Source organism: Thiocapsa marina 5811, from assembly GCF_000223985.1.
GTDB classification, from domain to species: Bacteria; Pseudomonadota; Gammaproteobacteria; order Chromatiales; family Chromatiaceae; genus Thiocapsa; species Thiocapsa marina.
Window position 1 is genome coordinate 232843 of sequence record NZ_AFWV01000007.1, and the last position, 15192, is coordinate 248034.

The 15192-nt window shown below is 62.4% G+C and carries 13 protein-coding genes; 5 read left to right on the forward strand and 8 right to left on the reverse strand.

All coding sequences use genetic code 11. The features are described from left to right. Position 1: 1 nt before the first annotated feature. On the reverse strand, positions 2-409 hold the full coding sequence (locus THIMADRAFT_RS11910; protein WP_007193291.1) for a nucleotidyltransferase substrate binding protein: 408 nt from the start codon (positions 407-409) through the stop codon (positions 2-4). Positions 410-775: 366 nt separating this feature from the next. On the opposite strand from THIMADRAFT_RS11910, the gene THIMADRAFT_RS11915 reads away from it, so the two are divergent. Next, positions 776-2065, forward strand: coding sequence for a citrate synthase (locus THIMADRAFT_RS11915; RefSeq protein ID WP_007193292.1), 1290 nt, complete (start codon positions 776-778; stop codon positions 2063-2065). 44 nt (positions 2066-2109) lie between these two features. Here THIMADRAFT_RS11915 and THIMADRAFT_RS11920 read toward each other — a convergent pair whose 3' ends face one another. Continuing rightward, a complete protein-coding gene (locus tag THIMADRAFT_RS11920; RefSeq protein ID WP_007193293.1) occupies positions 2110-2607 on the reverse strand; it encodes a DUF7931 domain-containing protein in 498 nt (165 codons plus the stop codon). Between the two features lie 447 nt (positions 2608-3054). Here THIMADRAFT_RS11920 and THIMADRAFT_RS11925 point away from each other — a divergent pair, with 447 nt between their 5' ends. Further along, entirely contained in the window at positions 3055-3633 is a 579-nt protein-coding gene (locus THIMADRAFT_RS11925; RefSeq protein WP_007193294.1) for an OmpA family protein, read from the forward strand. A gap of 220 nt (positions 3634-3853) precedes the next feature. Here the strand turns inward: THIMADRAFT_RS11925 and purB are convergent, their stop codons facing one another. From purB to mnmA, 4 genes are all read right to left on the reverse strand, one after another. Next, complete coding sequence (purB, locus tag THIMADRAFT_RS11930; protein WP_007193295.1) at positions 3854-5227, reverse strand: adenylosuccinate lyase; 1374 nt, start codon at positions 5225-5227, stop codon at positions 3854-3856. Between the two features lie 4 nt (positions 5228-5231). Continuing rightward, positions 5232-7892 (reverse strand): aconitate hydratase AcnA, encoded by a 2661-nt coding sequence (gene acnA / locus THIMADRAFT_RS11935; RefSeq protein WP_007193296.1) that lies wholly within the window; start codon positions 7890-7892, stop codon positions 5232-5234. A gap of 354 nt (positions 7893-8246) precedes the next feature. Next, entirely contained in the window at positions 8247-8894 is a 648-nt protein-coding gene (gene hflD / locus THIMADRAFT_RS11940; protein WP_040731241.1) for a high frequency lysogenization protein HflD, read from the reverse strand. Positions 8895-8977: 83 nt separating this feature from the next. Continuing rightward, positions 8978-10090 carry a tRNA 2-thiouridine(34) synthase MnmA gene (gene mnmA / locus THIMADRAFT_RS11945; protein WP_007193298.1) on the reverse strand — a complete coding sequence of 371 codons (1113 nt, stop codon included), beginning with the start codon at positions 10088-10090 and terminating at the stop codon, positions 8978-8980. 125 nt (positions 10091-10215) lie between these two features. Between mnmA and icd the strand changes: the two genes are divergently transcribed. Beyond that, positions 10216-11475, forward strand: coding sequence for an NADP-dependent isocitrate dehydrogenase (gene icd, locus THIMADRAFT_RS11950; protein ID WP_007193299.1), 1260 nt, complete (start codon positions 10216-10218; stop codon positions 11473-11475). A 125-nt stretch (positions 11476-11600) separates the two neighbouring features. On the opposite strand, the gene cspD is transcribed toward icd, so the two are convergent. After that, positions 11601-11807 carry a cold shock domain-containing protein CspD gene (gene cspD, locus THIMADRAFT_RS11955; protein ID WP_007193300.1) on the reverse strand — a complete coding sequence of 69 codons (207 nt, stop codon included), beginning with the start codon at positions 11805-11807 and terminating at the stop codon, positions 11601-11603. Between the two features lie 300 nt (positions 11808-12107). Here cspD and clpS point away from each other — a divergent pair, with 300 nt between their 5' ends. Further along, positions 12108-12431 carry an ATP-dependent Clp protease adapter ClpS gene (gene clpS / locus THIMADRAFT_RS11960; RefSeq protein ID WP_007193301.1) on the forward strand — a complete coding sequence of 108 codons (324 nt, stop codon included), beginning with the start codon at positions 12108-12110 and terminating at the stop codon, positions 12429-12431. A gap of 66 nt (positions 12432-12497) precedes the next feature. Then, positions 12498-14759: an ATP-dependent Clp protease ATP-binding subunit ClpA gene (gene clpA, locus THIMADRAFT_RS11965; RefSeq protein WP_007193302.1), complete on the forward strand. Its 2262-nt coding sequence runs from the start codon at positions 12498-12500 to the stop codon at positions 14757-14759. 211 nt (positions 14760-14970) lie between these two features. On the opposite strand, the gene infA is transcribed toward clpA, so the two are convergent. Continuing rightward, positions 14971-15189: a translation initiation factor IF-1 gene (gene infA, locus THIMADRAFT_RS11970; RefSeq protein ID WP_007193303.1), complete on the reverse strand. Its 219-nt coding sequence runs from the start codon at positions 15187-15189 to the stop codon at positions 14971-14973. Between the last annotated feature and the right edge of the window lie 3 nt (positions 15190-15192).

The following is a 15192-nucleotide window of genomic DNA, read 5'->3' on the forward strand; positions in this document are numbered from 1 at the left end:
GTCAAGGTTCCGCGACAAACCGCTGCTCTAGTTCCAGAAACGCCTTGTAATACCGATCAACGATGGCCGTGGCCAGTGCATTTGCCACAGATTGATTGTAGGTATGGCTGGATAGATTGCGTTTTTCGATCATGTCCATCCACGCCTCTCCATCGCTAACCAATCCCCGTTTAAAGGCTTCGCGCACGGTGCTTCTAGAGCCAATCAGTCCTTGGATGCCTTCCATTTCGAGGTAATCCTTCAATACATTCCAGGCGAGCTCGTGGGTAAACTCGAACCCTTGGATCAACCCCTGCTGCTCAAGATCTGACAGGGGACGCTGTTGCTTGAGCTGGATGGCGAGGGTGAGCTGATGCAGGGCACGTTGATAATTATTGAAGCGTTGTTTCCATCGGAGATCATGGGGCAAGGGTAATATCCGTCAGTAATTGAAATTGTAACTGAGGGGAAGAGGGTTAAGGGTTAAGGGTTAAGGGTTAAGGGTCAAAGCTGATTCCGCAGGATTCTTGGTGTTTTGCGCGTGTTTAACGCTGGTCAATGAAGTCTGAGCGCACGATGGCCAGGCGCGATTCACCCATCATGAGAGATGCGGCCTCGCCAGGCGGCATTTCCCCCTGACGATTGAATCCTTGACCCTTTCACCTTCCGACATTCGAGCGTTAACCTTTCGACCATTCACCATTCACCATTCACCATTCACCTTTGACCTTTGACCTTTGACCTTTGACCTTTGACCTTTGACCTTTGACCTTCGCCCCGAACCCCGGAGACTGTCATGTCCGACGAAGCGACCTTGACTGTGGGTGACGCCACTTATCGTTTTCCGATCATCGAGGGAACGGAGGGGGAGCGCGCAATCGATATCCGAACGCTGCGCGCGGAAACGGGCCTGATCACCCTTGATCCCGGATACGGCAATACCGGGAGCTGCCGAAGCGCCATTACCTTCATCGATGGCGAGCAAGGAATCCTGCGCTATCGGGGGATCCCGATCGAGCAGTTCGATGCGGCGCCGAACTTTGTCGAGGTCGCCTGGCTGCTGATCTTCGGTCATCTGCCGAGCCCGGAAGAGTACGACACCTTTGCCGCCGATTTAACGGGGTGCGCCAACCTCGACGAGGGGATGAAGCATCACTTCGAGGGTTTTCCGCGGACGGCGCCGCCGATGGCCATCCTCTCGGCTATGATCAATGCCCTGTCCTGTTTCCACCCCGAGATCTTCGAGCTTCAGGACAAGGATTCGGTGCGGATCGCCGCCGCCGGACTGATCAGTAAGATCCGCACCATTGCCGCCTACGCCTATCGTCACTCCAAGGGGCTGCCCTACATCTATCCGGATCCCAAGCTGAGATACGTGCCGAACTTTCTGCACATGATGTTCTCCCAGCCCTACGAGCATCATGTCTGCGAGCCGATCGTTCGAGACGCGCTCAACTTGATCCTGCTGCTGCACGCCGATCACGAGCAAAACTGCTCGACCTCGACGGTGCGGATGGTCGGCTCGAGCCAAGCCAATCTCTTCGCGTCCTGTGCGGCAGGCGTCTGCGCGCTTTGGGGGCCGCTGCACGGTGGCGCGAACGTCGCGGTGCTCGAGATGCTCGAGCAGATCCATCAGGGACAGATGACACCGGACGACTATGTCAGGCTGGCCAAAGACAAGGACAGCAAGGTCCGTTTGATGGGTTTCGGTCACCGGGTCTATCGCAATTTCGACCCGCGCGCACGGATGCTGGCGAAGATCGCAGAACAGCTCTTGCCGCAGCTCGGGGTCAAAGATCCGCTGCTCGACATCGCGCGTCGGCTCGAGGAAATTGCCCTCGAAGATCCGTATTTCGTCGAGCGTCAGCTCTATCCCAACGTGGACTTCTACAGCGGCATCATCCTGCGCGCCATCGGGATTCCGGTGAGCATGTTCACGGTGATTTTCGCGATCGGAAGGCTACCCGGATGGATCGCGCACTGGTGGGAGCAGGAGCAGACGCCCGGCAACAAGATCGCGCGGCCCCGTCAGATCTACATCGGACCCCCGGAAACCGACCGCGTGCAGTTGAGCGAGCGCCGGTAGTTCAGGCAAGCCGAGTTGTCCGACGCGTAAGATCGGAGGCGGCGCTATAGATGAAGGCGCCGCAGCTCGATGTCGACCTCGGCGTGCTCCCACATGTGCTCGAAGTCGGCGCGCAGCCGACGCGCCTCCATTCGGCCGTGCATGTCGGCGATGCCTTTGCTGCCTTCGGCCAAGGGTAGTTTGAGGTAAGCGCGCTCGTCGCCGATCAAGAAGGCATCCGGGCGACCCGGGACGTCGTCGACAAGGCGGCGGATCGTGATTCTCGAGGGTAGGCGCTGCGCGAGGCCGACGATCTGATTCCCGTTCTGAATCCGTTGCTCCGGATGGCTCAGCAGCACGCGTACGGGTGCGTCCGGGCGTGCGAGCGCGAGTGTCTTGACGGCTTCGATGAATGCGTGGGCCTTGTATATGTCGAGATCCAGGGTTCGATCGAACGCGAGCAGCTCACGCCGCGCCGTCTGTGCGATCGCAACCCCCGCGTCGAGAATTTCGCTGCGCGACGCGAGTAAGCGCGGGCCGGGCGATGGCGGGGTTCGGTTCACGTCACGAGGCCCCGGCCGGGCACGGCCCGGTGCTTGCGGTGTCTTTCTCGAGCTGAAAAATCACGTTGAGACCGTCCGAAAGAGGTAGTTGTTAAATTGCAACAGGCGTGCCGGGTCGTGCGAATGCTGCGTAGATGCTGGTCTTGCCGCTCGATATGCAGTGGGTTGATGTGGTATTCTGACAGCGATCGTTGCAAATATGTTTCGCGCACTGAAAAAAGTTGCACTTTTGTGCCTGTTGTAGGCTAAAATGTCGTTGTCCCAAGTGCGGTCTGTCTATGCCGTCCGCGCGCACTCTTAAACCGATGAGCAGGCCTACGGCGACAGATCCGCGGCGAACGAGCGATTCACCCACGATGATGTTGCTTTTTCCAGACATGTCCTCCGCCTTCGGTCAACGTCGACGTTAGAATCATCATCCATCCACCCGACACAGGAACAATAAAGATGCGCAAACAGAAAAAGACCTCAAGGCTGGCCGCGCTTGCAGCTCCGCTCGCGATGGCCGTAACCATGGCAGCTCCGCTGTCGGTTCAAGCCGACTACAACTACGACCACTTCTGGTCTGCACAGCCCGAAGGCACGGCTTGGGTGACCAGCTACGGTGAATGCTGGCAGAGTCTGCACGGCCCGGACAACCTGGAGCCTTGCGTGGAGGAAGTGGTTCCGAAGGAATTCATCGTTCGTCTGAACTTCGAGTTCGACAAATACGAGCTTCAAAACATCGTGAACGACGACGAGCTGCGTCGTCTCGACGACTACATCGCCCAGGTGAAGGCGACCGATACCCGCGAAGAGATCTCGCTCGTCGGCCATACGGATGCCAAGGGTTCCGACGAATACAACATGGCGCTGGGTATGCGTCGTGCCGAGACCGTCCGTGAATACATGATCAGCAAGGGCATCTCGCCCAGCGACATCGTCTCCGTCACCAGCATGGGCAAGCGCGAGATGCTGCCCGATTACGACATCTTCTCGGTGCAGCAGCGCCGCGTGAAGATTCTCGCCGAGTACGAGGGTAACTGACGCCCAGCCGTCACGGCGGGGTGCATCGATCGCCCGGCCTTGCGCCGGGGATCGGGACTCCCCGCTGCATCGTTTCGAAGTTCTTCATCCCTGTATAGATCCGCGCCGATCACTTGCGTGATCGGCGCGGTAGGGTCCAATAAGCCTCATCCCCCCGACCGGGGCTTATGGGTAGGCCGTTCGCGTCTCGACGTGAACGGCCTTTTTATTGTCCCACTACTCAGATTTGGCGTGCAAGCCGAGCGGCATCCCCGAGATAGTTTGCGGGCGTGAGTGCCGCGAGCTCGGCCTTTGCGTGTTCCGGGATCTCCAATCCATCGATGAAGACCTTCAGCGCTTCCGGCGCAATGCGCTGACCGCGCGTCAGCTCCTTGAGCCGCTCGTAAGGGCGATCGACCCCGTAGCGCCGCATCAAGGTCTGGATCGGCTCCGCCAAGACCTCCCAGTTCGCATCCAGATCGGCCGCCATCCGTGCAGGGTCGGCCTCGAGCTTGCCGATACCGCGCAGTGCCGACTGCAACGCGATGCTGGTGTGGGCGACGCCGACACCGAGGTTCCGCAAAACGGTGGAGTCGGTCAGATCGCGCTGCCAGCGCGAGATGGGGAGTTTTTCCGCGAGATGTCGCAGGATGGCGTTGGCGATCCCGAGGTTGCCCTCGGCGTTCTCGAAGTCGATCGGGTTGACCTTGTGCGGCATGGTCGAGGAGCCGACCTCGCCCGCGACGGTCCGCTGCTTGAAATAACCGAGCGAGATGTAGCCCCAGAGGTCACGCGAGAGGTCGATCAGGATGGTGTTGAAGCGCGCTACGGCGTCGAACAGCTCCGCCATGTAATCATGGGGTTCGATCTGGGTCGTGTAGGGGTTCCAGGTCAGCCCGAGAGACTCGACGAAGCCACGGGTCAAGCCGGGCCAATCGAGATCCGGATAGGCGACGCGATGGGCGTTGTAGTGGCCGACCGCGCCGTTCATCTTGCCCAACAGGGTCACCTCGGCGACGCGATCGCGCTGGATGCGCAGCCGGTGGACGAGGTTCGCCATCTCCTTGCCGAGCGTCGTCGGCGTGGCCGGCTGTCCGTGGGTGCGCGAGAGCATCGGCTGATCGGCGTAGCGGTGCGCCAAGTCCCGAACGGCCGCGATGACGGCGTCCATCTCGGGCAGCAGAACCTGCTCGCGCCCGGCGCTCAACATGAGCCCGTGGGCGAGATTGTTGATGTCCTCGGAGGTGCAGGCGAAGTGAATGAACTCGCTGGCCGCGTGGACTTGCGGATGGGCTGCGACCCGTTCCTTCAGGAAATATTCGACCGCCTTCACATCGTGATTGGTCGTGCGCTCGATCTCCTTGATGCGTTGCGCATCCGCGACCTCGAACCGATCGGCGATGTCGTCGAGCAGCCGGTCGGCCTCGGCCGAGAAGACCGGCACCTCCGGGATTCCGGGATGCCGCGACAAGGTTTGCAGCCAGCGAATCTCCACCAGCACGCGGTAGCGGATCAGTCCGTATTCGCTGAAGATCGGCCGCAGATCGGTCGTTTTGGCGCCATAACGCCCGTCGACGGGCGAGATGGCGGTCAGGCCGGTGAGATCCATCGTCATCGGATCAGGCCGCGAGCCGACGCAGGACGTAGGGCAGGATCCCGCCGTGCCTGTAGTAGTCGATCTCGTTCGGGGTGTCGATCCGCACCTTGGCCTTGAAGGTCTTGACCGACCCGTCGGGCGCCGTCGCGCTGACGGTGACCGACTTCGCCTCGGCGTTCTCGAGCCCGGTGATGTCGAACTGCTCGGTTCCGGTCAGTCCCAGCGATTGGGCGTTTTCGCCCGGCAGGAACTCGAGCGGTAGGATGCCCATGCCGACGAGGTTGGAGCGATGGATGCGCTCGTAGCTCTCGGCGATCACGGCGCGCACGCCCAAGAGACGCGGTCCCTTCGCCGCCCAGTCGCGCGAGGAGCCCGAGCCGTATTCCTTCCCGGCGAGCACGATGACCGGCGTGCCCTCGTCCTGGTAGCGCATGGCCGCGTCGAAGATGGACATGGGCTCGTTGCTCGGCTGATGCAGGGTCACGCCGCCTTCGGTGCCCGGCGCCATCAGGTTGCGCAGCCGGATGTTGGCGAAGGTACCGCGCATCATCACCTCGTGGTTCCCGCGCCGCGAGCCCAGACTGTTGAAGTCCTTGGGGTCCACGCCCTTCTCGATCAGATACTTGCCGGCCGGAGAGTCCGGTTTGATGGAGCCGGCCGGCGAGATGTGATCGGTCGTGATGGAGTCGCCCAGCAGGGCAAGGCAGCGCGCGCCCGCGATATCCTGTGCCGGCGCGACGTCCAGCGTCATCCCGTCGAAATAAGGCGGGTTGCGGATGTAGGTCGAGTCCGGCCAATCGTAGGTTTGGCTGGCGGCCACCTCGATCGACTGCCAGCGCGCATCCCCGGCGTAGACATCGGCGTAGGCGGAGGTGAACTCGTCGACGGTGACGTTTTCGGCGATGGCCGCGTTCACCTCGTCCTGCGTCGGCCAGATATCCTTGAGATAGACGGGTTGGCCGTTCGGTGCGGTCGTCAGCGGATCCTTGTAAGGGTCCAGATCGATCCGTCCGGCGATGGCGTAGGCGACGACCAGCGGCGGGCTCGCCAGATAGTTCATGCGCACCTCGGCATGCACCCGGCCCTCGAAGTTGCGGTTGCCCGAGAGGATCGACACGGCGCAGAGGTCATTGTCCGCGATGGCCTTGGAGACGGGCGCGGGCAGCGGGCCGGTGTTGCCGATACAGACCGTACAGCCGTAGCCGACGTTGTGAAAACCCAATGCCTTGAGCGGCTCGGTGAGCCCGGCGCGATCCAGATAGCGCGTCACCGCCATCGAACCCGGGCCGAGCGAGGTCTTCACCCAAGGTGCGGCCTTCAGACCCAGGGCCGCGGCCTTCTTGGCCACCAGGCCGGCGGCGAGCATGACGCTCGGGTTCGAGGTGTTCGTACAAGAGGTGATGGCCGCGACCACGATGGAGCCGTCGGAGATCTCGACCTCCTGCCCGTCCATGACCGCCTTCGCCGGACCCTTGCTCGGGATGTTGCGTTCCTTCTTAAGCGCGGCGAGCGCGGCCGGGAAGTGGCTTGCCATCTCGGTGAGTGGTACGCGGTCCTGCGGGCGCTTCGGGCCGGCGAGCGAGGGCACGACATCGCCCAGATCCAGTGCGAGGGTCTCGGAATAATCGGCCTCGGCGGCATCGGCCGTGTGCCAGACGCCCTGCGCCTTGCAGTAGGCCTCGACCAAGGCGATCTGCGCCTCGTCGCGACCGGTCAGGCGCAGATAGTCGAGCGTGACCTGATCGACCGGGAAGAGACCGCAGGTCGCCCCGTACTCGGGCCCCATGTTCGCGATGGTGGTGCGCTCGCCCATCGGCAGGGTCGCGATCGCCGGGCCGTAGAACTCGACGAACTTGCCGACCACGCCATGCTTACGCAGCATGTCGACGATGGTCAGGACCAAGTCGGTCGCGGTCACGCCTTCGCGCAGGGTGCCGGTCAGCTTGAACCCGACGACCTTGGGGACCAGCATCGAGACCGGCTGCCCCAGCATGGATGCCTCGGCCTCGATCCCGCCTACACCCCAGCCCAGGACGCCGATCCCGTTGACCATGGTGGTGTGCGAATCGGTGCCGACACAGGTATCGAAGTAGGCTTGGGTGCGGCCGTCGAGGGGGTTCGGGAAGATGACGCGCGAGAGATACTCGATATTGACCTGATGCACGATGCCGGTGTCCGGCGGAACCACCTTGAAGCCGTCGAGTGCCTTCTGGCCCCACTTCAGGAACTGATAGCGCTCCTGATTCCGCCGGAACTCGAGCTCCGCGTTGAGTGCGAAAGCATCGTTCGAGCCGAAATGATCGACCTGCACCGAATGGTCGATGACCAGCTCGGCCGGTTGAAGCGGATTGATCTTGCGCGGATCGCCCCCGAGCGCCTTCATCGCATCGCGCATCGCCGCGAGGTCGACGACCGCCGGCACGCCGGTAAAGTCCTGCATCAGAACCCGGGCCGGCCGGTACTGGATCTCTTTGGACGGCTCGGCCTGCGGGTCCCAGTTGGCCAGGTCCTCGATGTCGGAACGGGTGACGGTGACGTCGTCCTCGTTGCGGAGCAGGTTCTCCAACAGGATCTTCAGCGAGAAGGGAAGGCGGTCGCTGCCGGGGACGGCGTCGAGCTTGAAGATCTCGTAGTCCGTGCCGGCGACGTCGAGGGTGGCTTTGGCGTTTAAGCTGTCGGTCATGCGGGGCTCCGGGTTCGGCGAACAGGTTGGCCCCGATTCTAGCGGTCAAGCCCGTGCGGCGCTATATGCTGCGGTGCAATATGTTCGGGCGGGCGGGAGTCGATCCTCCGGTCTCCAGCTTCCGGCGTCCAGCTATCAGCTACCAGCTATCAGCGCGGTAGGGTGGACAAGCGCAGCGCAGTCCACCATTGCCGGCGCGGGGTTGGGTGGACTTCGCTCACGCTCGTCCACCCTACCGGTCGATCTGATGAACCAGGCGGCTATCAGCTTTCAGACTTCGGCTTGGCGTGTCGGGCATTCGGTTCCGGTGCCGGACAAGGCCGGGGTTGGTTGCGTGATCAGGCTGCGTGTTCGTTACGCATTCGGGTTGGCCGCACGGTTGGCCATGCTGTCGAGGTAGCGGCGGGCGTCGGCGAGGATCTGCTTGTTCTTCAGGAGCAGCTGCCAGCGGGTACCGCCGACCTGCCGCCACAGCATGGCGGAGCGGATGCCGGCGAGCAGGAGCGCGCGCACCCGGTTCTGGTTGTCGGGGTTCTGGAGATGCAGCGGATCGCCGCGAACGATGATTCGCGGCTCCAGCGTGCTGACGGTGTCGCTGTAGATCGCCGCGAGATGGGCCAGCATGTTCGGGTGCAGGAGTGCGAAGTGCTCCTGCTTTGCCTGTGCCGCCTCGATGCCCTCGCCGATGCGCGCGAGGAGCTCGGGGCGTGCCGCGAGGGCACGTTCGAGCTTCATCAAGAGCACCACGTAGCGGGTCAGCTCCAGGTTGCGCTCCGGTTTGCCGGTGAGTTGCGCAATGATTTGTCGCGCGCCGTTCGCGACCCGCCCAGGCTCGCCGAAGACCGCGCTCACGTCCTCGGCATTGACCTGCAGGAGGCTGTAGATACAGGGCTCCATGGCGTCGGTGTCGGCCGAGCCGGAGCGGGCGACGCGCATGACGCAGTTGACGGCTTGATAGATACCGGCGAGGGCGATGAGGCGGTCGAGATTGTCGTGAGGCATTCGGCTGGTGATCTCCTGAGGGACTTGCGGGGCATTTGAACCCGAACCGGGCACTTGCGCCAGTTGCCGGTTCTCGAGGCGGCTCAGCGCCATCCCGCATCGACGATTGCACCGCCGAGACAGACGTCGTCGCTGTAGAGCACGACCGACTGACCCGGTGTTACGGCGCGCTGAGATTGATCGAAGCGAATTCGGCAGCCCGACGCCCCGGTCTCCAGGATCTCGCAGGGTTGCAGGGACTGGCGATGACGCAGTCGCGCCAGGCACCGAAAGGGCGGTTCTTGCGGCGGTGCGCCGGCGATCCAATGCGGTCGAGCCGCATCCAAACCGGAAGACATGAGTAACGGATGGTGCGTCTCTTGGACCAGCACCAGGGTGTTGCGCGCGGCGTCCTTCGCGGCGACGAACCAGGGCGCCTCGCGACTGCCGTGAATGCCGCCGATGCCGAGTCCTTGCCGTTGTCCGATGGTGTAATAGGCGAGCCCCCGATGCTCGCCGATCGCAACCCCGTCGGCGCTCTCGATGGGGCCGGGCTCGCGCGGGAGGTAGCGGGCGAGGAAGTCCCGGAAGCGACGCTCGCCGATGAAGCAGATCCCGGTGCTGTCCTTCTTCTCGGCATTGGCGAGTCCCAGATCCCTCGCGATCCCCCGAACCTCGCGCTTGGTCAGGTCATGCAGCGGGAAGAGCGCGCGCTCCAATTGAGATTGATCGAGCAGGTGCAGGAAATAGGTCTGATCCTTGTCGGGGTCGGCGCACAGCCGCAGAGTGGCGCCCTGCGCATCGCGTGTGACCCGTGCGTAATGGCCGGTGGCGATAAGGTCGGCACCCAACCCCAGGGCGTGATCGAGGAAGGCGGCGAATTTGATCTCCCGGTTGCACAGCACATCCGGATTGGGGGTGCGCAAGGCCCGATATTCGCTCAAGAAGGACTCGAAGACGCGATCCCAGTATTCGGTGGCGAAGTTGACGGTATGCAGCCGGATTCCAAGCCGGTCGGCGACGGCTCGCGCGTCGGCCAGGTCCGCTGCGGCGGCGCAGTAACCCGGGTCGTCGTCCTCTTCCCAGTTCTTCATGAAGAGTGCCTCGACCGCGTAACCCAGCTCGAGCAGCCGATGGGCTGCGACGGCCGAATCGACACCGCCGGAGAGGCCGACGATCACGCGGGTCGAGCGAGGCTGGTGCAATACGTCGGTCATCGGGCGATTGTACCGGCCGCGTCGATCCGCGTCGCGAGCGGCTGCGCTCGTCCCGCATCGAAGGTCTGCGCAAGCCTTCGAGGCGGTGTTAGCATGACGGCTTTTGGGCGACGAGAGCACTGCACATGGCCAACGACACGATCAAGATCCCTGCGGGCGGCGAGAAGATTCAGGTCAACGAGGATCTCTCTCTGAGGGTGCCGAACAACCCCATCATTCCCTACATCGAGGGCGACGGCATCGGTATCGATATCACACCCGTGATGTGTGCGGTCGTCGATGCGGCGGTGTCCAAGGCGTATGGCGGGTCGCGCAAGATCCACTGGATGGAGATCTACGCCGGCGAGAAGTCGACCCGGACCTACGGCGAGGATGTTTGGCTGCCCGAGGAGACGCTCGCGGCGGTGAAGGATTACGTGGTCTCGATCAAGGGGCCCTTGACGACGCCCGTCGGCGGCGGCATCCGCTCGCTGAACGTGACCTTGCGCCAGGAGCTCGATCTGTATGTGTGTCTGCGTCCGGTGCGCTATTTCAGCGGCACGCCGAGCCCCCTCAAGGAGCCCCAGCACACCGACATGGTGATCTTCCGCGAGAACTCCGAAGACATCTACGCCGGGATCGAGTGGCAGGAAGGCACGCCGGCGGCCAAGAAGGTCATCGATTTTCTGCGCAACGAGATGGGCGTCACCAAGATCCGCTTCCCCGAGACCTCCGGGATCGGTGTGAAGCCGGTCTCGCGCGAAGGGACCGAGCGCCTGGTACGCAAGGCGATCCAGTATGTCATCGACAACGACAGATCCTCGCTGACCCTGGTGCATAAGGGCAACATCATGAAGTTCACCGAGGGTGCCTTCAAACAGTGGGGGTACGATCTGGCCAAGTCCGACTTCGGTGCCGAGGAGATCGGCGGCGGACCTTGGTGCAGCTTCAAGAACCCGAAGACCGGCAAAGAGATCGTGGTGAAGGACGTGATCGCCGATGCCTTCCTGCAGCAGATCCTGCTGCGTCCGAAGGATTACGACGTGATCGCCACGCTCAACCTCAACGGCGATTACATCTCGGATGCTCTGGCCGCGCAGGTCGGCGGCATCGGGATGGCGCCGGGGGCGAATTTGTCCGACACCGTCGCCATGTTCGAGGCTACGCACGGGACAGCGCCGAAATACGCCGGCAAGGATCAGGTGAATCCAAGCTCCTTGATCCTGTCGGCCGAGATGATGCTGCGGCACATGGGTTGGATCGAAGCGGCCGACCTCATCATCAAGGGCGTGGAAGGTGCGATCGCCGCCAAGACCGTGACCTACGATCTCGACAGGCTCATGGAGGGGGCGACGAAGCTGAGCTGCTCGGGCTTCGGGGATGCGGTCATCGCGCGGATGGATTGACGGATAAGGCCGCCGGGCGTTTAGTGAAACGGGGCGCGGAATCAGGATTCCGCCCCCGGCCGTCGTCGAATGTCGGCGCAACGACCTTGCCGAGCCGACAGTTGCGGGCGGTCATCCCGCGGCGATCAGCTCACGCGGTGCACGTTGGCCGCATGCAGGCCTTTCGGGCCCTGGCTGATCTCGAACTGGACTTTTTGCCCCTCGCGCAAGGTCTTGTAGCCATCCATGTCGATGGCCGAGAAGTGGACGAAGACGTCTTCGTCGCGGCCATCGGGCTGCACGAACCCGTAACCCTTGGCGTTATTGAACCACTTGACAACACCGGTAATCATTTAGGGGCTCCTCCAGGAGTTGCAGGTCTCTTGTTGGTGGTCGTCGTTGTTGTTGTCTGACGGGTGCCTTGAAACCTCGGAACCGCGCCATAACTGCGTAGTATAGTAAGGTGATTTCGGGGGTCAAACCGACATCGTCCGGGGCACTCGAAGCCGACGCGCGTCATGTGTCGGTCCGGCCGGAAACCGTAGGCCGGCGTGATTGCTCGAACCGGGAACAACCCCGCGCCGGGTCTCGCGTCGCGCCGAATCGTGCGATCGACATCGCAACCCTCAAAATTTTGCCTAGAATCCCGAATCATGAGTGACGACCTTCCAAGCGAGGAGCGCGAATCAGGGCTGACCGTACAGGAGGCGAAGCCGAAGCTTCGTCGTCCGCCCCTATTCAAGGTCCTGTTGCTGAATGATGATTACACCCCGATGGAGTTTGTGGTGCAGGTGCTCGAGACCTTCTTCGCCATGAATCGCGAGAAGGCCACCCAGATCATGCTGCACGTGCACACGCGTGGTCGAGGGGTGTGCGGCGTCTATACGAAGGATATCGCCGAAACAAAGGTGTCGGAGGTGAACGACTTTGCGCGCAGTCACCAGCATCCTTTGATGTGCACCATGGAAGAGGCTTAGAGACCGACACACCTGTTCGCTGCAGCGGCTCACACCGTTTCGTCAACCCCTGCTTGGATTAGGCCAATGCTGAGCAAAGAACTCGAATTTACGCTGAACCGGGCCTTCAAGGAGGCGCGCGCGAAGCATCATGAATACATGACGGTCGAGCACATGCTGCTGTCGCTTCTCGATAACCCGACCGCCGCGAAGGTGCTCAAGGCGTGCGGCACGGATGCCGAGAAGCTGCGTCGGGAGATCACCGCCTTCATCGACGAGACCACGCCGCTCATCCCCGACAGCGAGGATCGAGACACGCAGCCGACGCTCGGATTCCAGCGCGTCCTGCAGCGAGCGGTCTTCCACGTACAGTCCGCCGGCAAGAAGGAGGTCACCGGGGCGAACGTGCTCGTGGCGCTCTTCAGCGAGCAGGATTCCCAAGCCGTCTACCTGCTCAATCAGCAGGACGTGACTCGCTTGGACGTCGTGAACTATATCTCTCACGGGATCTCGAAGGTTCCCGGCGAGAGTCAGGACGACGAGATCTCGGGCGATGTCGACGAGCCACGCGCCGAGGAGAAGGAGGGCAGCAGTCCGCTCGAAACCTTTGCAACCAATTTGAACGAGATGGCGCGTCTCGGGCGTATCGACCCTCTGATCGGTCGTGCCGCCGAGGTTGAGCGAACGGTCCAGATCCTGTGTCGGCGGCGCAAGAACAACCCGCTGTTCGTCGGCGAGGCGGGCGTGGGCAAGACCGCGATCGCCGAGGGCTTGGCTAAGAAGATCGTCGACGGACAGGTCCCGGAGATCCTCGGGGACGCTGTCATCTACTCGCTGGATCTCGGCGGCCTCGTGGCCGGAACCAAATATCGGGGCGATTTCGAGAAGAGGCTCAAGGCGGTGCTCGCGCAGCTCAAGCGCCAGCGTCACGCCATCCTCTTCATCGACGAGATCCACACCATCATCGGTGCCGGGTCCGCCTCGGGCGGGGTCATGGATGCCTCGAATCTGATCAAACCCGTGCTGGCCTCCGGCGATCTGCGGTGCATCGGCTCGACCACATACCAGGAATATCGCGGCATCTTCGAGAAGGACCGGGCGCTGGCGCGTCGCTTCCAGAAGATCGATGTCGAGGAGCCGTCGGTGGAGGAGACGTTCGAGATCCTCAAGGGCCTCAAGACGCGGTTCGAAGAGCACCATCAGGTCACCTACACCAACCCGGCCTTGCGGGCCGCCGCGGAGCTGTCGAACCGCTACATCAACGATCGCCATCTCCCCGACAAGGCGATCGACGTCATCGACGAGGCCGGTGCACACGTGCAGCTCAAGAGCCCGGCGAAACGCAAGAAGCGTATCGACGTGGGCGACGTCGAGGCGATCGTCGCCAAGATGGCGCGCATCCCGTCAAAGAAGGTTTCGGCCTCGGATACCGAGTCGCTCAAGAACCTCGATCGGGACCTCAAGATGGTGGTTTACGGTCAAGATGCGGCGATCGATGCCTTGACCTCCTCGATCCGCATGAACCGCTCGGGCTTGGGGACCGAGGAGAAGCCGATCGGCTCGTTCCTCTTTACCGGCCCGACCGGTGTGGGCAAGACCGAGGTGACGCGTCAGCTGGCGCGCATTCTCGGGATGGAGCTTTTGCGCTTCGACATGTCCGAATACATGGAGCGCCATACCGTCTCGCGTCTCATCGGCGCGCCGCCCGGGTATGTCGGTTTCGATCAGGGCGGGCTGCTGACCGAAGAGGTCAATAAACATCCGCATGCGGTCTTGTTGCTCGACGAGATCGAGAAGGCCCACCCCGACGTCTTCAATCTGCTTCTGCAGGTGATGGATCACGGGACACTGACCGACAACAACGGTCGCAAGGCGGACTTCCGCAACGTGGTCTTGGTGATGACGACGAACGCAGGGGCGGAGGACACCGCGCGCCGCTCGATCGGTTTCACGGAGCAAGATCACTCCACGGACGGCATCGAGGCGCTCAAGCGTTACTTCACGCCCGAGTTCCGCAATCGGCTCGACGCGGTCGTGCAGTTCGGCTCACTGAGCGAACAGACGATCCGCAGCGTGGTGGATAAGTTCGTCTTCGAGCTCGAGCAGCAGCTCGAGGAGAAGAAAGTGAGCTTGACGGTCGAGGCCGATGCCCGCGCCTGGTTGGCGGAGAAGGGCTACGATCCGACGATGGGCGCGCGGCCGATGGCGCGGGTGATCCAAAACCACATCAAGAAGCCCTTGGCCAACGAGCTCCTCTTCGGTGATCTGGTCGCAGGCGGAAGCGTGCGCATCCATGTGCAGGGAGAGACGCTCGCGTTCGACATCAACGGCGAGCCCCGATCCCTATGAACCACGGTCCGGCGACACGGATCGCCGGAGGCTCCGAGCGATCATCGCGTCTCCGGCGAAGGGGGAAGCGGCGACGCGCAAATACCCGAGGCCGTATTGACCTGTGGCCGCGACGTCGATTCCCCGATGGCGACGGCATCAGTCGCCCGCGCTTCGCCTGTCCAAGCAGTCGTTGTCCGGCGTCTGCGAGTTCTTGTCGGTTCGGCCGGGCCTATCGTGCTCGATAGACGATACGGCCTTTGGTGAGGTCGTAAGGGGTCAGCTCGACCGTGACCTTATCGCCCGTCAGGATGCGGATATAGTGCTTGCGCATCTTGCCGGAGATATGAGCCGTGACGGTATGACCGTTCTCCAGCTCGACCCTGAATACAGTGTTCGGCAGGGTCTCGGTGACCGTACCTTCCATTTGGATAACGTCGTCTTTTGACATAGT